General features: G+C 63.9%; 14 protein-coding genes. 7 read left to right on the forward strand and 7 right to left on the reverse strand.

Annotation, left to right across the window (positions count from 1 at the left end; translation table 11 throughout):
* Positions 1-15: 15 nt before the first annotated feature.
* Together zwf and gnd are read right to left on the reverse strand one after the other, a co-directional pair.
* On the reverse strand, positions 16-1,521 hold the full coding sequence (gene zwf, locus IRZ77_RS01405; protein ID WP_196172719.1) for a glucose-6-phosphate dehydrogenase: 1,506 nt from the start codon (positions 1,519-1,521) through the stop codon (positions 16-18).
* On the reverse strand, positions 1,518-2,501 hold the full coding sequence (gene gnd / locus IRZ77_RS01410) for a phosphogluconate dehydrogenase (NAD(+)-dependent, decarboxylating) (RefSeq protein ID WP_196172720.1): 984 nt from the start codon (positions 2,499-2,501) through the stop codon (positions 1,518-1,520). Before gnd ends, zwf begins: the two co-directional genes overlap by 4 nt.
* Before the next feature lie 203 nt (positions 2,502-2,704).
* On the opposite strand from gnd, the gene IRZ77_RS01415 reads away from it, so the two are divergent.
* Entirely contained in the window at positions 2,705-2,872 is a 168-nt protein-coding gene (locus IRZ77_RS01415; RefSeq protein WP_013973320.1) for a DUF6026 family protein, read from the forward strand.
* Between the two features lie 42 nt (positions 2,873-2,914).
* Here IRZ77_RS01415 and IRZ77_RS01420 read toward each other — a convergent pair whose 3' ends face one another.
* From IRZ77_RS01420 to IRZ77_RS01440, 5 genes are read right to left on the reverse strand one after another with little or no spacing between them, the layout of a single operon-like run.
* On the reverse strand, positions 2,915-3,172 hold the full coding sequence (locus tag IRZ77_RS01420) for a PAAR domain-containing protein (RefSeq protein WP_046615644.1): 258 nt from the start codon (positions 3,170-3,172) through the stop codon (positions 2,915-2,917).
* Between the two features lie 54 nt (positions 3,173-3,226).
* On the reverse strand, positions 3,227-4,189 hold the full coding sequence (locus IRZ77_RS01425; RefSeq protein WP_196172721.1) for a PoNi-like cognate immunity protein: 963 nt from the start codon (positions 4,187-4,189) through the stop codon (positions 3,227-3,229).
* A 15-nt stretch (positions 4,190-4,204) separates the two neighbouring features.
* Positions 4,205-5,161 (reverse strand): PoNi-like cognate immunity protein, encoded by a 957-nt coding sequence (locus tag IRZ77_RS01430; protein ID WP_046615642.1) that lies wholly within the window; start codon positions 5,159-5,161, stop codon positions 4,205-4,207.
* Positions 5,162-5,170: 9 nt separating this feature from the next.
* On the reverse strand, positions 5,171-6,574 hold the full coding sequence (locus tag IRZ77_RS01435; RefSeq protein ID WP_196172722.1) for a hypothetical protein: 1,404 nt from the start codon (positions 6,572-6,574) through the stop codon (positions 5,171-5,173).
* On the reverse strand, positions 6,571-8,886 hold the full coding sequence (locus IRZ77_RS01440) for a type VI secretion system Vgr family protein (RefSeq protein ID WP_196172723.1): 2,316 nt from the start codon (positions 8,884-8,886) through the stop codon (positions 6,571-6,573). Before IRZ77_RS01440 ends, IRZ77_RS01435 begins: the two co-directional genes overlap by 4 nt.
* An 897-nt stretch (positions 8,887-9,783) precedes the next feature.
* Between IRZ77_RS01440 and glgA the strand changes: the two genes are divergently transcribed.
* From glgA to glgX, 6 genes are all read left to right on the forward strand, one after another.
* Entirely contained in the window at positions 9,784-11,343 is a 1,560-nt protein-coding gene (glgA, locus tag IRZ77_RS01445; protein ID WP_196172724.1) for a glycogen synthase GlgA, read from the forward strand.
* Positions 11,344-11,357: 14 nt separating this feature from the next.
* On the forward strand, positions 11,358-13,100 hold the full coding sequence (gene treZ / locus IRZ77_RS01450; protein WP_196172725.1) for a malto-oligosyltrehalose trehalohydrolase: 1,743 nt from the start codon (positions 11,358-11,360) through the stop codon (positions 13,098-13,100).
* Positions 13,097-15,166, forward strand: coding sequence for a 4-alpha-glucanotransferase (malQ, locus tag IRZ77_RS01455; protein WP_196172726.1), 2,070 nt, complete (start codon positions 13,097-13,099; stop codon positions 15,164-15,166). The genes treZ and malQ overlap by 4 nt, the downstream gene beginning before the upstream one ends.
* Positions 15,163-17,937: a malto-oligosyltrehalose synthase gene (locus IRZ77_RS01460; protein WP_196172727.1), complete on the forward strand. Its 2,775-nt coding sequence runs from the start codon at positions 15,163-15,165 to the stop codon at positions 17,935-17,937. Before malQ ends, IRZ77_RS01460 begins: the two co-directional genes overlap by 4 nt.
* A 14-nt stretch (positions 17,938-17,951) precedes the next feature.
* Entirely contained in the window at positions 17,952-18,236 is a 285-nt protein-coding gene (locus IRZ77_RS01465) for a DUF2934 domain-containing protein (RefSeq protein WP_046615637.1), read from the forward strand.
* Positions 18,237-18,391: 155 nt separating this feature from the next.
* On the forward strand, positions 18,392-20,545 hold the full coding sequence (gene glgX / locus IRZ77_RS01470; RefSeq protein ID WP_046615636.1) for a glycogen debranching protein GlgX: 2,154 nt from the start codon (positions 18,392-18,394) through the stop codon (positions 20,543-20,545).
* The last annotated feature ends 132 nt before the right edge of the window (positions 20,546-20,677 follow it).

Raw genomic sequence — 20,677 nt, forward strand, 5'->3', positions numbered from 1 at the left:
GGCTTTACAAACAACTCACCCCAACCGATGCCACTCCCGCTTGTCCCGGGTCAGCAATTCATTGCCGGCCTCGGGCCCGTCTTCACCGGCCGGGTATTCGTGCACCTCGCCGCCCTGGGCCCAGGCATCCAGGAATGGCTGCACCGCGCGCCAGCCGTTCTCGATGTTGTCAGCCCGCTGAAACAAGGTCTGGTCACCGGTCAGGCAGTCGTAGATCAGCGTCTCGTAACCGGTCGCCGGGGTCATCTTGAAGAAGTCCTTGTAGGCAAAGCCCAGCTCGACATTCTCCATTACCAGCTCCGGCCCGGGGCGCTTGGCCTGCAGGTCGAACCACATGCCCTCGTTGGGCTGGATCTGGATTTTCAGGTAATTGGGCTTGGGCCGCTCCAGCTCCGATTCGCGGAACTGCGCATAAGGCGCGGGCTTGAAGCAGATGGCAATTTCGGTATCACGCACGCTCATGCGCTTGCCAGTTCGCAGGTAGAACGGCACGCCAGCCCAGCGCCAGTTGTCGATCATCACCTTCAGCGCCACATAGGTCTCGGTCTGGCTGTCCGCCGCGACGTTGGCCTCGTGGCGGTAGCCAGGCAACTGCTTGCGCCCCTGCTTGCCGGCGCTGTACTGGCCGCGCACGGAGTTTTTCAAGGCCATCTTCGTCGACCACGGACGGATGGCGCCGATCACCTTGGCCTTTTCGCTGCGCACGGCATCGGCGGCAAACGCCGCCGGGGGCTCCATGGCTACCATCGCCAGCAACTGGAACAGATGATTGGGCACCATGTCGCGCAACGCGCCGGTGCTGTCGTAGAACGCACCACGGGTCTCGACACCTACGGTTTCCGCAGCGGTGATTTGCACATGGTCGATGTAGTGGTTGTTCCAGAACGACTCGAACAAGCCGTTGGAGAACCGGCTGACCAGGATGTTCTGCACCGTCTCTTTGCCCAGGTAATGGTCGATGCGGTAGATCTGCCGCTCGCCCATCACCTTCAACAGGCAGGCGTTGAGCGCCTCGGCGCTGGCCAGGTCGGTGCCGAAGGGCTTTTCCACCACGACGCGGCGAAAACCGCCGGCCGATTCGTCGAGCAGCCCGGCCTGCCCCAGGCGCTGCGCCACTTCGGGGAAGAAGCGCGGCGAGGTCGCCAGGTAGAAGATGGCGTTGCCATGGCTGGTTTTATCGATGCGCTTGGCGAGGGCCTGGTAGGTGGCCGGGTCGAGGAAATCGCCGGTCTGGTAATCCAGGCGCTTGGCCAGGCGTGCCCAGATTTTCTCGTCCAGGCACTTGGCCGTGCCCTCGCCACCTTTGTCACGCTCGACCATGAACGCATGCAGGCGCCCGGCGAATTCTTCGGCACTGGCCGGGTTGTGGTCGACCCCGACGATGCGCAGGTTGCGGTCCAGCAAGCCGTCACGGCTGAGGTTGTACAGCGCCGGCATCAGCAGGCGCTTGACCAGGTCGCCATTGGCGCCGAACAGGAACAGGGTGCATGGCGGAGCGGCCGGAATGCTCTGTTTGGTCATTCGGCTTTTTTCTCGACGTGGCCACCGAAGCCCAGGCGCATGGCCGAGAGAATCTTGTCACCATAGGTGCCTTGCTGCTGGCGCGAGCGGAAGCGGGCGAACAGCGCGCTGGACAGCACCGGCACCGGCACCGCCTGCTCGACGGCGGCGTCGATGGTCCAGCGGCCTTCACCACTGTCGGATACCGAGCCACTGAACTGCGACAGCTGCGGGTCGGCCACCAGCGCATCGGCGGTGAGGTCGAGCAGCCACGAGGTGACCACGCTGCCACGCCGCCACACTTCGGCGATTTCGGCCACGTTCAGGTCGAAACGCTGGTCTTCCGGCAGTTCGTTGCCGCCCTTGCTGCGCAGCAGATCGAAACCTTCGGCATAGGCCTGCATGAGGCCGTACTCGATGCCGTTGTGCACCATTTTCACGTAGTGCCCGGCACCGGGTGGGCCGGCGTGGATGTAGCCGTGTTCGGCACGCTGGTGCTCGCCGCTGCGGCCATGGGTACGCGGGATGTCACCCACGCCCGGGGCCAGCGCCTTGAACAGTGGTTCCAGGCGCTCGAACACGTCCTTTTCGCCACCGATCATCATGCAGTAGCCACGGTCCAGGCCCCACACGCCGCCCGAGGTGCCAACGTCCAGGTAATGCAGCCGGCGCTTGGCCAGCTCGGCGGCGCGGCGCACGTCATCCTTGTAGAAGGTGTTGCCGCCGTCGATGATCGCATCGCCCGGCTCCAGCAGCTCGGCCAGTTGAGCAATGGTCTGCTCGGTGGGCTCGCCGGCGGGCAGCATGACCCACACCGCACGCGGTGCTTTCAGCTTCTGCACCAGTGCACCGAGGTCGTGCGCACCCTGGGCGCCCTCGCCCTCCAGGCCGGTGATGGCCTCGCGGTTGCGATCGTGTACCACGGTGCGGTGCCCTGCGCGCATCAGGCGCCTTGCGATATTGCCGCCCATGCGGCCCAGCCCGATGATTCCCAGTTGCATGAGCCGATGCTCCCCTTTCGAAATAAATGACAACACAAATTAGCTTTTCAGCTTAGTCCAGCGAACCGCTCGAGGGTTCAGCGACGAACGGCGAGACCACAATAAACAAAAAAGTTCCCAAGACCTGCGAAAGAATTCAAAATGCGCCCGCCTGAAGCGTCTACGCTTTAACTTGTCACCAGCCAAAACCGCGAGGTGTGCTCATGGGTACCTTGATGCCTGCAACCCCAACCCAGACCCTCTATGTCTCCGTGCGCCGTGATGAGCTGCGTAAACTGAAGGACGAACGTGACCAGCTGCGCCAGCAGGTCGCCCAATTGAACCTGCTGCTGGCGCAAGCACGCACAGACGGCAAGGCCGTCAGCCTCTGAAGTTGCCCCGTCCCTGTGGGAGCTGAACTGCTCCCACATCGCTCAATCGAGCAGCCAGCTATTATCGCCATTTTCCAGGGTACCGCCATGACTGGTGGCATCGCCGACCCTGGCAAGCGGCTGCCCATCATCCATCATCAGTGCCGAGCCGCTGGTAATCACCGCCCCACACCCGAGCCTGTCGCCAACCCTGGCGGCTGCCCTGCCGTTGACGAAGAACAGACTGGAGCCGCTGCTGATGCTGGTCGGGCCGCACAATGGGCAGTGGTGAGGGTGACCCAGCAGAACGATGGCGGGCATTGTTGCCACTCCCGAATCATGTGAGGCGCCAGGCACGCATGCCGGCAGCGCCAATCAGAACGTTCTCGACAGCCGCCAGTGAACGACCTGGCCATCGATCTCAGGGAAAGGTACCTGGTGCATGAACACCTGCTCGCCCACCATGCGCTCGACGCAGACGTAGTACCCGGGCCATGGGCAAGGCGTGCCGGAAGGCCAGCCTGGGGCATCCTCGCGCCTGGCGGTTTCCGGGTCGCGGAACTGCTTGCCCAGGCGTCGGTAATGCGCCCTTTCGATGAGCGCCTGCGGGTAAAAGTAAGGAGCGCTTTTCAGGCCATCACCCTGCACAGACCATAAAAACGCCACCAGTGCGGCCTCGAAGGCCCAGTAACCCAAGTGGTCACTCCGTGCCCGGGTGTGGCGCTCGTGCCAGTAGCAAACGTGCGCATTGGCGTACCACTGCCCGAGATATTGCATGAGCGCGTCATGCTGCGCGGGCCCTTTCAGGTCGAGGCTCTCCAGCAAGGCGCCATAAGGTTCGGGGTGAAGCAATGAGGTGCCAGGGTAGGCCTTGCCCAGCCGCTGGAACAGGCGATGCAGCAGCAGGTAGGGGCTGCGCTCGTCGTCCTGGTTCAGCCAGCCCAGTACCTGGTCGACACGCTCGGGGTAACCGCACAGCACCGCCAGCGACAATAGCCACAAGGCAAGCCGGTATTCATCCGACACCCAGGGGCGCAACTGCTCGCTGGTTGCCGGGTACGCCGAAAAATGCCGGGCGAACTGGGCGAACGCATAGTCTGCATAGGCCTCTACCAGTTCCATCGGCTCGCCACCGGAATACCGCTGCACTGCCAGCTCCAGTGCCATGTGGGCCCAGTCACGGCTAAGGCCACGGTAGTGGTGCCTGTGCTCGGCTGGCCCGCTCAGCAATGCCTGGGCGTCAGGGTCGGCGAATTCCTGCTCTTTTTCACGGGTCGAAGCCAGGTAATGCTGCTCGACCATCCACGGGTCGCGCTTGATGCTGTCGAACTGGCCCATCGGCCCTCCCGCACGCTATAAGCCTTTCACCAAGCGCCAAACCAGAGAGCGCCCATTTTCGCTCGGCATCTCTACGCCTTGCATGAATGTCTGAGGCCCCACCGCCCATTCATCACATACCCACACACCCGTGCGCGGGCAGATTTCGCCCGACCTGGCAAGCGCATCCGAATATGGCGCGCTTTGCAGTTGTTCAGGGAAGCTTTTGATAACTTGACGCTTGCGAGCATCGTCTACCAAATCCTTCGGGTAGAAAGGAAGATCTCTATAGGGCGTATCGTCGACGCCCCACAACACAGTGACCAATCCTGCCTCAAAGGCCCAATAGCCAAAGAAACCCGCATCGCTTCGTGCCTTGTGCCGGTCATGCCAATAACAGTTGCGCATGCCTCGATACCACTGCTTCAGGTAACTACGCACCGCCTGTTGCTGCTCATCCTTCTCGGTAGTTACGGCATTGAGCAATTCATGATAGGGGCGCTCATGAATCAACGTACTCCCGGGAATCGTCACCCCCACACGGGAAAACAGTTGCCGCAACAGGATGTCCTCACCGTCATCTGGGGCTTCACTCAAAAAACCTGCGATTTGCCTGATGCGCCCGGGCTTGTTGAACAGCACTGCAAACGATAGAAGCCAGAGTGTGTACTGATACGCATCCGGCTCCCACAGCTTCAAGCTGAAAGCCGGATAAGCTTGCTTGTGACGTTGAAACTGGGAAAACATGTGATCCACGTAAAACTCAAGCGCTTCAACGGGCTCTCCCCCCGAATAAAGTGCTACTAGTAACTCCAGAGATTCAAAGCACCAATCCCAACTCAACCCTTCAATATTTACGTAATCTGGGCGTTCCAACGCTAGACACTCTTCAGCCTTTAGCTGCACATAGTATTTCTTCCAAAAATCAACAGAGTCCAGATAGGCTGTCTCTTGCAGCAAAGGCTCACGTTTGATCTCATCAAATTTCTTCATTTTCAGATCCTACTGAATTACATCACCTATAGATTTAGCATGCCCATCAAGCTTGACTACCTGGGTTACAGCACCCTTCTCATCTACGGTTATCAACCAACGCTCATATCCAGCCGAGCGAATATTCATTGCCTGTTCTTTCCCCAAACTTTCGGAAAGCCTTGGACGAATCCACGCATCACTCATCTGCCTGGCGCTCGGAAACCCCTTACTCCCCTTTGTAACCGGCAAACTACCCGGCGAAAACGCGCCCCCCGTTCGATACTTGGTCTCGGTAATGATGAACGGCGGCGGTGGATGGGCATTACGATAGACGCCATCCAGCCCGCGCCCGGTGGGTTTCATTTCCAGGCTGCGAGGCCCACGAGCGACCGACAGCAGGTTCTCATGGCCTTTGCCGAGCATGTACTGATCACTGATCACCTCCCCATAAATGCCCTTCTGCGCCCGGGTCGCCGTCGAATGATCGAACACGTGCACATTGGCGCCATGCGTGGCGGCAGCCGCAGAGGTGGGTACTGGCGGGCCGAGCGCACCCTCGGGGCGCTCGAGGTAACGCGGACGCATGCCAATGCCAGAAGTCACCCGCCCACCACTCATCGCCATGGGCACCGGCTTAGGCGCATGCACCCCGGCCTGCGCAACCTGCGCGGGCAGATCGCTGGCCTGTTCCAGCACCTTGGCCAACCTGGCGTCGAGTTGCATCAGCGCCTGTGGGATTTCCCGCACTGCATGCACCTGCACCGCGTAGAACTGCGCTTCCATGGCCTGCAGCCGCACCAACAGGTGCGAGGCCGCCTGGTTGAAGGGCCAGTTGCCCAGGTAGCTGCGAAGCTTTGCCGTTGCAGCGATGACCTTGGTCAAGAACTGGTTCAGATAGGCCAGCAAATCCTTTTCATAGCTCGTGAACCTGACCTGGCGCAGCCAGAACTCCACGCTGCCGCGGGTGAACTTGCCAAGAAACGCAACCACGGTCCGCAAGATGATCTGGCTTTCACGGATAAGTAGCAGGCACAAACCTCGCAGAAACGCTGCCGCTTCCTGGCCGACCAATGCACCTGCCACCGAGCCCACGGGCGTACCCACCGCCCCCACCACGGCACCGATGATCGGCGCGATCAAGGTAAGCAGGCAGGCGACCAGCAGCACCCACTCCTGCCACTGTGGCGGCTGCGCCGTTGCCTGGCTGTCATCCGCTGTGTAGCGCTTGCCCAGGCGCAGGCACACTGCGGCCAGGTCACGGGCACTGAGCACGATCACCACCCCAGGCACCAACGACAGCAGCATGTCGGCAATGACCACGCTCAGTGGCCGTTCCTCGGCAAACTCGCCCAGCACCAGATCACGCAGCCAGCCAAAGCCACCTGCCACCCTTTCCACCGCTTCATCCAGCCAGTCAGCAGCGGAGTTCATGACTGGCCACCTGCCGAGGTACAGCCGGCAAGCAATGCCTGCAGGGCAGCATCCGGCTCGGTTGCGGTCGTCAGCTGCAGCGAACCTTGGCCAACCTCGTAGCGCACCTGGGCGCTACAACCGGGGGTAACGCCAGCCAGGCGGGCATAGCCGTTCTGGTCGACCATACCCTGGCGCTGGGTGCCATCGGACAACGTCGCTACGTAGGCCGTGCCCGCAATCGGCGTACCGTCGGCATGCACCAGGCGAAACTCGATTTCCTCCTGCGACGGTGCAGGCGGCTCGCCGTAACGTGCAGGCGCCTTTACCTGGGCGATGGCATGCAACAGCAGTGGCTCGGGGCAACCGATTTCGATGCGGCCATCAACCAGCTTGATGAACGCCCCGCCGCAACTCAGGGTCAGCGACGTTCGGCTGTCGATGTGCACATGGCCGTGATGGCTGGTGATCGACACATCGTCATTGGCATCGACCCGCAGTTGCCCGCCGACCTGCACACGCTTGTCCTGCGCGACCTGCTCGCTGGCCTCGAGGCCAACCATCACGCTCAACGCCCCGCCAACGGCCAACGACTTGCCCAGGCCTATGCTTTCGACTTTGCCAAGGGCGACCGTTTCGCTCTTGCTGGCGCCGACCTTGACACTGCGGTTGCCACCTATGTGCACCACTTCGTCATGCTCGACGCGCTCGCTACGATCATTGCCGATGAGCGTGGTTTCGTTGTGTTTCACGACGTTGTTCTGGTCGCGCTCGGCATGAATGAATACTTCCTGGCGCCCCAGTTCGTCCTCGAAGCGCAACTCGTTGAAGCCATCGCCTTTATGGGTCTGGCTCTTGATGGTCATGCGGGTCTTGTGTTCGGGCAGGTCGTAAGGCGGCAGCTGGTCACCGCAGTAGGTGCGCCCGGTGATCATCGGCTGGTCCGGGTCGCCATTGACGTACTGGACAATCACATCCTGGCCAATACGCGGAATGGCCATCGAACCCCAACTGCCACCGGCCCAGCCTTGCGACACCCGCACCCAGCAGGAACTGAATTCGTTGTTGCTGCTTTCACGGTCCCAGGGGAAGCTGACCTTGACCCGCCCCCACTGGTCGCAAAAAATCTCTTCGCCCGGCGGGCCGACCACGGTGGCCATGTGCGGGCCATCGATACGCGGCTTGGCCAAGGGTGCCGGGCGCCATTCGGCCATGCCTTGCACCAGCTGCGCATCGTTCACATAGCGGGTACCTTGTTCGGCGCCGACGGCTTCTTCCTGCAGGCTGGTGAACTGCGTACCTTCGTGGCACAGGCTGATTACGCGCCAGTGCACATTGAGGTCTTCACGCGGGTGGCCGACGAGTGTGAAGCTCAGGCCTGGCTGCAGGCGCACGTCATCGCCCTGTACTTCGGCCAGGAGGGCGTCATGACGCAGCGCCGTCAGCCGCGTTTCAGTGAAGGGCTTGCCGACCGCATCGCGCTTGTAGCGCCCCGGGTAATCAAAAAATTCGTAGTCCAGCGACTGGTGCGTGATTCCGCTGGCCTGAGCCTTGTGCTCCTGGCGATAGGCCGGGTTGGTGAAGGTGTAGTCGCGCTGCACCTGCTGCGCGGTACGCACCTGCTCGCAGTAGCGCAAACGCCGCAGGCAGGTACGGGCCTGGTCGCCACCGCTGCTGGCGTGGTACAGCACCTTGTCGGGGCCGAGATCATCTTCATCCAGCCAAAGCGCCTCATCATCTACGGGCTTTAGCGAGCCCCGGCTGAGCAACCCAAGCGATAGCAGGCGATCGGTAACGATCAGCGTGTGGTGCCTGGCGCAGTGTGCAAAGCGGTAGACGAAGCCCTCTTCAGCGGCGAGGCGATGGATGAAGTCGAGGTCGGTTTCCCCCGCCTGGACACAAAACTCACGCACCTGGTGATCGGCGCTGCTATTGAGCTCAAACCGGGCAATGCCCTGACGCTTGAACATCAGTTCAAGAATCTGAGGTACGGTTTTCTGCTGGAAGATTCGCCAGTTCGAACGCAAGCGGGCACGGGCCAGTTGCGGCTCGACCACAGCGTGGTAGCGCGTGCGACAGAAGCCGGTTTCACCTTGGCTGAAGGCACTGACCAAGCCATGCACCTGACGCAGTGGCCGGCCTGCGCAATAAAGGGTGAATAGCGCAGGCTTGTCGAGCACCTGGCCGAAGTCGACATCACTGTCGTAGCTGACAAGTTCAAGGCTCAGCACAAATGGCTGGCTGATAGCTTCTTCCAGCTTGAATGAAACCACTTCGAACTCCGTGCGCCCGGCGAGCGCCTGAAATCCGAAACGAAAGTCCGACTGTTTCATGAGTTGCTCTACCCGCCATCATGTTTACCGGCGAAAAAACAACCACATCCTGGCTTTCTTCAAGATGAGTACGTCGAATGAAAATTGCCCGTCGCCAACGCCCAAGCCGGCTAGATCCGTGGCATTGGCGGACTTGACCGATGACGACAGTGAGGATGAGGCAGTGAATGAAGAGCAACTTAAACCGTACCGCTCCGCCATGACAGGAACGATGGGTTTCATGCATTGACGACTTCGTAGGAAATTTCCTAAAGCATCAACTTACAAACTTTTGCGCGTGCGAGTCCGCTCACTGAAAAACCAGCAATTCAAGCCAGAAAAATAATAAATACAGTTACTAAAAGTTCGCGAAACAGCCCCTTTCATTCATCCTGAAATCACTTGAATTCCGAAATGCACCATTCTGTTGGAGGGCGATGACCTTGGCACCCCTCAATCGCACCAAAAAGGTGCATGAGTGGCAAGAATTGGGGCATGCCGTCTGCCCCTCATCCACCGCGCCAAACCTATCGTCACATCCGGTCACAACCGCCAACGTTTGCGTCTACTCCGCGGCACGACAATGGTGACCAGTGGGTCACATTTTTATCTCTTTCTCTCCTACACTCGGTTTTCGGCCCGCCATTTGCTCAACGGAAGAGTGACGAAAAAAAGTCGAACTTTACGGAACGCGGGCAGGTCAGGAACTAAGTAGGCCAAACGCAAAGGGACTTCCCAGCCTCGGCCCACACACCCCACCAGCCCAATCGCCTTCGGCGGGAATGCCGATCGCGCCGTGCCTGCGCGCACGACCTTGGGGCATGGAACGCACTACGCAGAATCCAGAAACAGAGAGAACCAACACGAAACATTGCCACGGGTGCCAGCACCCGGCCAAGCATAGGGATGGAGAGAAGTATGATCAGTGCCGCTGTCGAGCCTCACGTAGATTCATTCAACCCGGACAACCGCGAACCGCTCACCCCGGACTTCGCCACGACAGGCAAGGCACCCGGCGCCCAGCGCCAGCACAACCGCAACAAGCGCAAGATTTTGTTCGTGACCTCGGAAATCGCCGACCTGGTGAAAACCGGTGGCCTGGGTGACGTGTCCGCCGCCCTGCCCCGGGCACTGGCCCACCTGCACGACGTGCGAGTGCTGATCCCCGGCTACCGCCAGGTGATGGAAAGCGACAACCCCATCCACATTGTCGGTGAGCTGGGTGGCCACGCCGCCCTGCCGCCATGCAAGATCGGGCGCATGGACATGGCCGACGGCCTGGTCATCTATGTGCTGATCTGCCCCGAACTGTACCAGCGCGACGGCACCCCCTATGGTGCCAACAACGGCCGCGACTGGCCCGACAACCACATCCGTTTCGCCCGCCTGGGCCTGGCCGCCGCCGAAATCGCCGCCGGCGAAGGCAGGATCCACTGGAAGCCCGAAGTGGTGCACGCCCACGACTGGCCCGCCGGTCTGGCGCCGGCCTACATGCACTGGCGCGGGTTGAGCACGCCTACCCTGTTCACCATTCACAACCTGGCCTACCAGGGTGTGTACAGCCGCGGCTGCAGCCCGGAGCTGGCAATCCCCGAACATGCCATGCAGCAGGAAGGCATGGAGTTTTACGGCAAGCTGTCGTTCCTCAAGGCCGGCCTGGCCTATTCCAGCCACATCACCACGGTCAGCGCCACCTATGCCCGGGAAATCACCACCCCGGAATTCGGCTGCGGCCTGGACGGCTTCCTCGCCAGCAAGGCCCAGCAAGGCCTGCTCGGCGGCATTCCCAACGGCATCGACGAAAGCTGGGACTCGGCCACCGACAAGCACCTGCAGCACAACTTCAGCATCAATGACTGGGAAGGCAAGGCGCGCAATGCCCAGGCAGTGCGCGAGCTGTTCGAACTGCTGCCCTCCGAAGGCCCGCTGTTCGCCGTGGTTTCGCGCCTGGTCTACCAGAAAGGCCTGGACCTTACCCTCGGTGTCGCCGACTACATCGTCGAGCAAGGCGGGCAGATCGCGATCATCGGCCGTGGCGAGCCGGAAGAAGAACAAGCCATGCGCGAGCTGGCGCTACGCCACCCGGGCCGTATCGGCGTGCGCATCGGCTTCAACGAAACCGATGCCCGGCGCATGTTCGCCGGCAGCGACTTCCTGCTGATGCCGTCACGCTACGAGCCGTGCGGCCTCAGCCAGATGTACGCGCAGCGCTTCGGTTCGTTGCCGGTGGCACGCAATACCGGCGGCCTGGCCGACACCATCGAGTCCGGTGTCACCGGTTTCCTGTTCGATGAGTCCACCGTCGAGAGCTATCGCCAGGCCCTCAGCCGCGCCTTCTATGTCTATGGCAAGAAGGACCTGCTGAATGCGATGCGCTGCCTGTCGATGACCCAACCGTTCAACTGGTGCCAGGCCGTGGAACCCTACGCACGCCTGTACGAAGACCTGGTCAAGCAGGCGCAGCACAGCCACTACTGAACGGGGATTTGAAGATGCACAGACATGGCGCACACCTGCTGGACGCCACGTCGGCGCGCTTCGCCCTCTGGGCGCCGGATGCGCGCAGCGTGAGCGTGGAACTGGAGCAGCAGCCGGCCATCGAGCTGTTGCCCGATGATGAGGGCTGGTACAGCGGCGTGGCCCCGTGCCAGGCCGGTGACCGTTACCACTACCGTATCGACGGTGAACTGCAGGTAGCCGACCCGGCCTCGCGCTACCAGCCCGACGGCGTACAGGGGCCGAGCCAGGTCGTGGATGTGGTCGGCTATGCCTGGCAACACCCCTGGCAAGGCCGGCCCTGGCACGAGGCGGTCATCCAGGAGCTGCATGTCGGCCTGCTCGACGGCTACGCCGGGGTCGCCCGGCAACTGCCGCGCCTGGCCGAGCTGGGTATCAGCGCCATCGAGCTGATGCCGCTGGGGCAGTTCCCAGGCGAGCGCAACTGGGGTTACGACGGCGTGCTGCCCTATGCACCGCAAAACACCTACGGCAGCCCCGAGCAGTTGTGTGCGCTGGTCGACCAGGCCCATGGCAATGGGCTGATGGTGCTGGTCGATGTGGTGTACAACCACTTCGGCCCCGACGGCAATTACCTGCACCAGTATGCCAGCCCGTTCTTCCGCGAAGACCGGCAGACCCCCTGGGGCGCAGCCATCGACTTTCGTCGCCCGCAGGTGCGCGAGTACTTCATCCAGAACGCCCTGATGTGGCTGTGCGACTACCGCTTCGATGGCCTGCGCCTTGACGCCGTGCACGCCATCGACCAGCCCGACTTCCTGGTCGAGCTGGCACAAAGGGTACGCGCTGCAGTGGAGCCGGGCCGCCAGGTGTGGCTGGTACTGGAGAACGAGCACAACCAGGCCTTCCTGCTGGAACAAGGCTTCGACGCGCAGTGGAACGACGACGGCCACAATGCCCTGCACGTGCTGTTGACCGGCGAAACCGAAGGCTACTACGCCGACTACCAGCATCGCCCCATCGACCAGCTGGCCCGCTGCCTTGGCGAAGGCTTCGTGTTCCAGGGCCAGGCCAACCGCCATGGCACGCCCCGCGGCGAGCCCAGCGGGCACCTGCCACCCAGCGCCTTCGTGCTGTTCCTGCAGAACCACGACCAGGTCGGCAACCGTGCCCTCGGCGAGCGCCTGACCCGCCTGTGCCCGCCGCCGGCGCTGCGGGCAGCCACCGCCCTGTTGCTGCTGGCGCCGATGATCCCGCTGCTGTTCATGGGCGACGAAGACGGCAGCTGCCGGCCGTTCCTGTTCTTTACCGACTTCCATGACCAACTGGCCGACGCCGTGCGCGAAGGCCGGCGCGGCGAGTTCGCCCATTTCGCCGCCTTCGCCGACCCCGAACAGCGCCAACGCATCCCCGACCCCAACGCCGAACAGACCTTCGAGGCGTCCCGCCCGCAGGCCCGGGAAGTCGTCGCCGGTTGGCACGGTCTGTACCAGCAGTTGCTTGACCTGCGTCGCCGCCATGTGATCCCGCGCCTGCCAGGCAGTCGCGCGCTGGGCGCCGAGGTGCTCGGCGACAAGGCACTGACCGCACGCTGGCGCCTGGGTGATGGCAGCACCTTGCGCATCGACCTGAACCTGGCCGCCACCCCGCAGCCCGCCGAGCTGCCCGCACCAGCAACCCGATTGTTCGACAGCAGCGACACCCGTCACCCCGACACCCATCTGGCCGCGTACAGCTGCGTGGTCAGCCTGCTTCCCCCTGCCAAGGAGCGCCCATGAGCGAAACCGCCCTGCACCGGCTGGCGACCCGCGTCGGGCTGAGCCGCGACTGGATCGACGCCAATGCCCGGCCCCAGCGTGTCAGCGACGAGGTACTGCGCAACATCCTTGAAGGCCTTGGTCACCCAGCCTCCGATGACGCCGCCATTGCCGCCAGCCTGCGCGCCGTGGACGCTGCCGAAGACAGTGAGCACCTGCCGCCACTGCTGACCGCCGACCTCGGCCAGCCGCTGCCACTGGCGCGCTATTTCAGCGCTGCCAGCGTCGCACACTGCACCCTGGAGGACCACAGCGCCCTCACCCTGAACCTCGACGACCAGGCCCGCCTGCCCGGTGCACTGCCCATCGGCTACCACCAAGTGGAAATCGACAGCCGCCGCTTCACCGTGGCCGTGGCCCCGCCACGCTGCTACAGCCTCGAAGACCGGGTGCAGCAGCCGCCCCCGCGCTGCTGGGGCCTGGCGGTGCAGCTGTACAGCCTGCGCCGCCCCGGCGATGGCGGCTATGGCGACTGCCTGGCCCTGGAACAACTGGCCCGCGCGGCCGCCGAGCGCGGTGCCGATGCCTTGGCCATCAGCCCGATCCACGCGCTGTCGGCCATCGACCAGACGCACTACAGCCCCTACTCGCCCTCCAGCCGCCTGCTGCTCAATACCCTGTACGCCAGCCCTGCCGCGCTGCTGGGCGAGCGGGAGGTGCGCGTGGCCATCGAAGCCTGCGGCCTGGAGCAACAACTGGAAGACCTGGAGCAAAGCCCGCTGGTTGACTGGCCGCGTGCCGCCAGCGCCCGCCAACGCCTGCTCGAAGCCCTGTACCAGGGTTTCAGCCAGGGCGACCACCCACTGCGCAAGGATTTCGACAGCTTCCGCGAAGCCGGTGGCCAGGCGCTGGAGCACCATTGCCGCTTCGAGGTGCTGCAGGCCCAGGCCGTGGAGCATGGCCTGGGCGCCGACTGGCGCCATTGGCCCAAGGCCTGGCACGACCCATACCACCCGGAAGTGGAGGCCTTCGCCAACGCCTACCCGGCCAAGGTCGAGTTCCATGCTTTCTGCCAATGGCTGACCGAACGGGGCCTGCAACGCGCCCAGGAAGCGGCACGCGGCAACGGCATGGCGGTCGGCCTGATCGCTGACCTGGCGGTGGGCGCCGATGGTGCCGGCAGCCAGGCCTGGAGCCGCCAGGACGAGCTGCTGGCAGGGCTGAATGTAGGCGCACCGCCCGACATCCTCAACCGTGCCGGCCAGGACTGGGGCATCTGCGCCTTCTCGCCCGAGGGCCTCAAGCGCAACGGCTACCGCGCCTTCATCGAAATGCTGCGGGCCAACCTCGCCCACGCCGGCGGCCTGCGCATCGACCATGTCATGGGCCTGCGCCGGCTGTGGCTGATCCCGCAAGGGGCCAAGCCCAGCGAAGGCGCCTACCTCAACTACCCGCTGGACGACCTGCTGCGCCTGCTGGCGCTGGAGTCGGTGCGCCACCAGGCAATCATCCTCGGCGAAGACCTGGGCACCGTGCCGGAAGGCCTGCGCGAGCAACTGGCGGCCAAGGCCGTGCTGGGCATGCGCGTGCTGCCCTTCGAGCAGACCCAGCCCGGCCATTTCAAGCCGATTCTCGACTGGCCGGACAACGCCCTGGCCACCACCGGCACCCACGACCTGGCGCCGTTGGCCGGCTGGCTGGAAAACCGCGACATCGACTGGAGCCACCGCCTGCAACTGATCGATGCCGCCACCGAACTGCACTGGCGCCACGACCGGCAGAAGGAACACGATGGCCTGCGCCGTACCCTGGAAGCCAACTACGGCACGCTGCCGGACAACGACGCGCTGATCGACGCAGCCATCCGCTACGTTGGCCACACCCGCGCACCGCTGGTACTGGTGCCGCTGGAAGACCTGCTGGGCTGCGACGAGCAACCCAACCTGCCCGGTACCACCGCCGGCCACCCCAACTGGCGCCGGCGCTTCGCCCGGCCGGTACGTGAACTGCTCGACGACGAAGACGCCGCGCGGCGCCTGGAGCTCCTGGCCCAGGCTCGCGAACAGGCCTGGGAGCGTGACCGATGAAAGCGCTGACCGCGACCGTGCGCCTGCAGTTTCACAGTGACTTCACCCTCGATCACGCTGTGCCGCTGGTGCCTTACTTCGCCCAGTTGGGCATCAGCCACCTGTATGCCTCGCCCATCCTCAAGGCCCGCGCCGGCTCGCGCCACGGCTACGACGTGGTCGACCCGACCTGCGTCAACCCCGAACTGGGCGGCGAAGCGGCGCTGCAACGGCTGGTCGCCGCCCTGCGTCAGCACGGCATGGGGCTGATCCTCGACACGGTGTCCAACCACATGGCCGTGGGCGGTGCCGACAACCCTTGGTGGCAGAGCCTGCTGGCCTGGGGCCGGCGCAGCCCGTATGCAGAATTCTTCGACATCCAGTGGCACTCCAGCGACCCGTTGCTGGCCGGCCAGCTGCTGCTGCCGTTCCTCGCCAGCGACTATGGCATGGCGCTGAAAAACGGCGAGATACCGCTCGAGTTCGACAAGCACCATGGGCTACTGCAGGTTGCCCACTACCAACACCGCTTCCCGATCTGCCCGGTCGACTATGGCTGGATTCTCGCCCTCAGCCCGGAGCCGGCACTCAAGGCCCTGGCCGAACGCTTCACCGCGTTGAACGCATCGGCCACGCCGCTCGCCGACGCCCTGCCTCTGCAAGCCGAACTGGTGCGCCTGGCAGGCGAAGGCGCCGACCTCGAATCGGCCCTGATGGCGTTCGACAGCCGTAGCGAGAATGGCTTCAAGCGCCTGCACCTGCTGCTGGAGCGCCAGACCTACCGGCTGGCCAGCTGGCGCACCGCCGCCGACGACATCAACTGGCGCCGCTTCTTCGACATCAACGAGCTGGGCGGCCTGCGGGTGGAACGCGCGGCGGTGTTCGAGGCCACCCACGCCAAGCTGTTCGAGCTGATCGAGCGCGGCCTGGTGGACGGCTTGCGTATCGACCATATCGACGGCCTGGCCGACCCGCGCGGTTACTGTCGCAAGCTGCGCCGGCGGGTCGATGGCCTGCTGGCACGGCGGCCGTTGAACGCTGCCCTGGAGCACTTCCCGATCTACGTGGAGAAGATCCTCGGCGCCAACGAGCACCTGCACCGCGACTGGCTTACCGACGGCACTACCGGCTATGAATTCATGAACCAGGTCTCGCTGCTGCAGCACGACCCGGCGGGCGAAGCCGCGCTGACCGAGCTGTGGGCCAGTGTGAGCGAACGCCCCGACTTCCCCGAAGAAGTGCGTCAGGCCCGCCACCTGGTGCTCAATGCCAGCCTGGCCGGCGACTGCGAGTCGGTGGCCCAGGCGCTGTTGCAGGTGGCGCGCAACGACCTGATGACCCGCGACCTGACCCTGGGTGCGATCCGCCGCGCCTTGCAGGCACTGGTGGCGCATTACCCGGTGTACCGCACCTACTTCAATGCCTGCGGGCGCCCGGCAGAGGACGAAGGGTTTTTCCAGCAGGCCCTGGCCAATGCCCGGCAGGATCTGGGCGAAGCCGACTGGCCGCTGCTGGAGCACCTGCAACAATGGCTGGGCGGGCAAGCCTGGCGCAGCCTGCCAGCAGGCCGGGCGCGCAAGCAGCTGCGCCACGCCTGCGTGCGCTTCCAGCAACTGACCGCGCCCAGTGCCGCCAAGGCCGTGGAAGATACTGCGTTCTACCGCAGCGCGCGGCTGCTGTCGCGCAACGATGTGGGCTTCGACGCCGAGCGTTTCAGCGCCCCGCTCGAGCACTTCCACAACGAGGCCCAGCGGCGCCTGCGCGATTTCCCCGACAACCTGCTGGCCAGCGCCACCCATGACCACAAGCGCGGCGAAGACACCCGTGCACGCCTGGCCGTGCTCAGCGAGCGCGGCCCGTGGCTGGCCAGCCGCATTGAACACTGGCGCGAACTGGCCACCCCGTTGCGCACGCAACTGGATGACGGCCCGGCACCCAGCCCCGGCGACGAGCTGATGCTGTTGCAGACCTTGCTGGGCAGCTGGCCGCTGGACCTCGACCTGCACGATGACAACGCCCTTGGCCACTACGCCGAACGCATCCGCCAGTGGCAGCAGAAGGCCTTGCGCGAGGCCAAGTTGCGCAGCAGCTGGAGCGCGCCGAACGAAGCATACGAAAACGCCTGCGCCCGCTACATCGATGGGCTGTTGCTGGACGGCGAGAACCAGCAGCTGCGCAAGTCGCTGGCCGACGCCGCGCACCTGCTGGCCTGCCCCGGCGCCCTCAACGGCTTGGTCCAGGCCCTGCTGCGCATGACCACGCCGGGCGTACCAGACCTGTACCAGGGCAACGAATACTGGGATTTCAGCCTGGTCGACCCGGATAACCGCCGCGCCGTGGACTACGCCTGCCGGCGTCGCACCCTGGACGATGCAACGCCGGTAGCCGAGCTGCTGGAACACTGGCGCGATGGCCGCCTCAAGCAGGCGCTGATCGCCCGGGTGCTGGACTGCCGCCAGGCCCATGCCGAGTTGTTCCGCCGTGGCGCCTACCTGCCACTGACCGTGCACGGCCGGCATGCCGACAAGGTGGTCGCGTTCGCTCGCCTTGGCGAAGGCGAACGGGCCGTCATCATCGCGCCACGCCTGGCCAGTACCCTGCTGGCAGGCGCACCGATACCCCTGATCCCGGCACAGAACTGGGACGATACCCGGGTGAGCCTGCCGTTTGCCTTGTCGCCTGCCAATTCGACGGGACTTTTCCCCGGTGCTGCGGTCAGCTCTTCCAGGGAGCTGATGTTGAGCGCCGTGCTGGCGGAGTTTCCGGTCAACCTGCTGATACAACAATCTTGAGCATCAGGAGCGTCATGATGAGTGTTGATGAAAAGCGTATCCGCGAATTTGCCTACCAGATCTGGGAATCCGAGGGTAAGCCCGCCGGCCAGGAAGAACGTCATTGGGACATGGCGCGCAAGCTGGCCGAAGCCGAGGCGCTGGCACCCAAGGCGACGCCGCGCAAGCGGGCCCCGGCCAAGCCCAAGGCAGCCGCTGAGCCGAAGGCGCCTGCCGAGCCCAAAGTGGCTGCCCTGCCGGGGGTTAAACCGGCTGTGGCGAAAAAGACCCGGGCGGTGAAAAAGCCTTCTGCCGGTTAAGCCTGTCCTGGCCCTATCGCCGGCAAGCTCAGGTCCCCAAAGTACAGCGCCGGTTTTGAGACCTGTGGAGACCTTGTGGGAGCTGGCTTCCCGGCGATAGGGCCAGGACAGGACTACACAACCCTCCCCTTCACCACGGCCACTAGAGGACCACCATGAGCCCCCGCACCCCGAAGAAAACCCGCTCGGTCGCCCCGTCGCGTATCCGCGAAGGCCTGCCCTTCCCCCTCGGCGCCACATGGGATGGCCTTGGGGTCAACTTTGCCCTGTTCTCGGCCAACGCCACCAAGGTCGAGCTGTGCCTGTTCGACTCCACTGGCGAGCACGAGATCGAACGCATCGAGCTACCCGAATACACCGACGAGATCTACCACGGCTACCTGCCCGACGCGCACCCAGGGCTGGTCTATGGCTACCGCGTGCACGGCCCGTACGAGCCGGAAAACGGCCACCGTTTCAACCCCAACAAACTGCTGATCGACCCCTATGCCAAGCAACTGGTCGGCAGCCTTCAATGGTCCGAAGCACTGTTCGGCTACACCATCGGCCACCCCGACGGCGACCTGTCGTTCGACGAGCGCGACAGCGCGCCGTTCGTGCCCAAGTGCAAGGTGATCGACCCTGCCTTTACCTGGGGCCGCGACCAGCGCGTGCTGATCCCCTGGGAGCGCACGATCATCTACGAGGCCCACACCCGTGGCATCAGCATGCGCCACCCGGCGGTACCCGAAGAACTGCGCGGCACCTTCGCCGGCCTGGCCAATGACGAGTTGCTCAAGCACATCAAGGAGCTGGGCGTTTCCAGCATCGAGCTGCTGCCGATTCACGCCTTCGTCAACGACCAGCACCTGCTGGACAAGGGCCTGAACAACTACTGGGGCTACAACAGCATCGCCTTCTTCGCCCCCCACCCGCGCTACCTGGCCAGCGGCAAGATCGCCGAATTCAAGGAAATGGTCGCGCACCTGCACGATGCCGGGCTGGAGGTGATCCTCGACGTGGTCTACAACCACACCGCCGAAGGCAACGAGCGCGGCCCCACGCTATCGATGCGCGGCATCGACAACGCCTCCTACTACCGCCTGATGCCGGACGACAAGCGTTACTACATCAACGATTCCGGCACCGGCAACACCCTGGACCTGAGCCACCCCTGCGTGCTGCAGCTGGTCACCGACTCGCTGCGCTACTGGGCAGGCGAAATGCACGTGGACGGCTTCCGCTTCGACCTGGCGACCATCCTTGGCCGCTACCACGACGGCTACAGCGAACGCCACGGCTTCCTCGTCGCCTGCCGCCAGGACCCGATGCTGAGCCAGGTGAAGCTGATTGCCGAACCCTGGGACTGCGGCCCGGGCGGCTACCAGGTGGGCAACTTCGCACCGGGCTGGGCAGAGTGGAACGACCGCTTCCGCGACACCGTGCGGGCCTTCTGGAAAGGCGACGAGGGTCAACTGGCCGACTTTGCCTCGCGCATGACCGCGTCGGGGGACATGTTCAACAACCGTGGCCGGCGCCCCTATGCCTCGGTCAACTTCGTCACCGCCCACGACGGTTTCACCTTGCGCGACCTGGTGTCGTACAACCACAAGCACAACGAAGACAACGACGAAAACAACCAGGACGGCACCGATAACAACCTGTCGTGGAACTGCGGTGTCGAGGGGCCAACTGACGACCCGGCCGTGAATGCCCTGCGCATGCGTCAGATGCGCAACTATTTCGCTACCCTGCTGCTGGCCCAGGGCACGCCGATGATCGTCGCTGGTGACGAGTTCAGCCGCACCCAGCACGGCAACAACAATGCCTATTGCCAGGACAGCGAGATCGGCTGGGTGAACTGGGACCTGGACCAGGAGGGCGAAGAGCTGCTGGCCTTCGTCAAACGCCTGACCCGCCTGCGCCTGGCCTACCCGGTACTGCGCCGTTCGCGCTTCCTGGTGGGCGACTACAATGAGGCGATCGGCGTCAAGGATGTGACCTGGCTGGCACCGGACGGCAACGAGATGAGCGTGGAGCAATGGGAAGACCCGCACGGGCGCTGCCTGGGCATGCTGATCGATGGCCGCGCCCAGGTCAGCGGCATTGCCCGGCCAGGTGCCGAGGCCACCGTGTTGCTGATCGTCAACGCCCATCATGACACCGTGCCGTTCAAGTTGCCGACCGTGCCCGAAGGGGATTACTGGAGCTGCCTGGTCGATACCGACCGGCCAGAGCTGCGCAAGGGGCAGCATCTGCAGTTCGACAGCACCTTCGAGGTGAAGGGGCGATCGTTGCTGCTGATGGTGTTGCAGCGTGATGAGGAGTGAACCCCGGGGGACCCTCGTCGGTCCCATTGTGTATCGGTTGCCTGTACTGGCTTCATCGCCGGCAAGCCAGCCCCCACAGGTAATCCGCTGGCCGACGGGCCTGTGCGTTACCTGTGGGAGCCGGCTTGCCGG

The organism is Pseudomonas pudica, assembly GCF_015680405.1.
GTDB classification, from domain to species: Bacteria; Pseudomonadota; Gammaproteobacteria; order Pseudomonadales; family Pseudomonadaceae; genus Aquipseudomonas; species Aquipseudomonas pudica.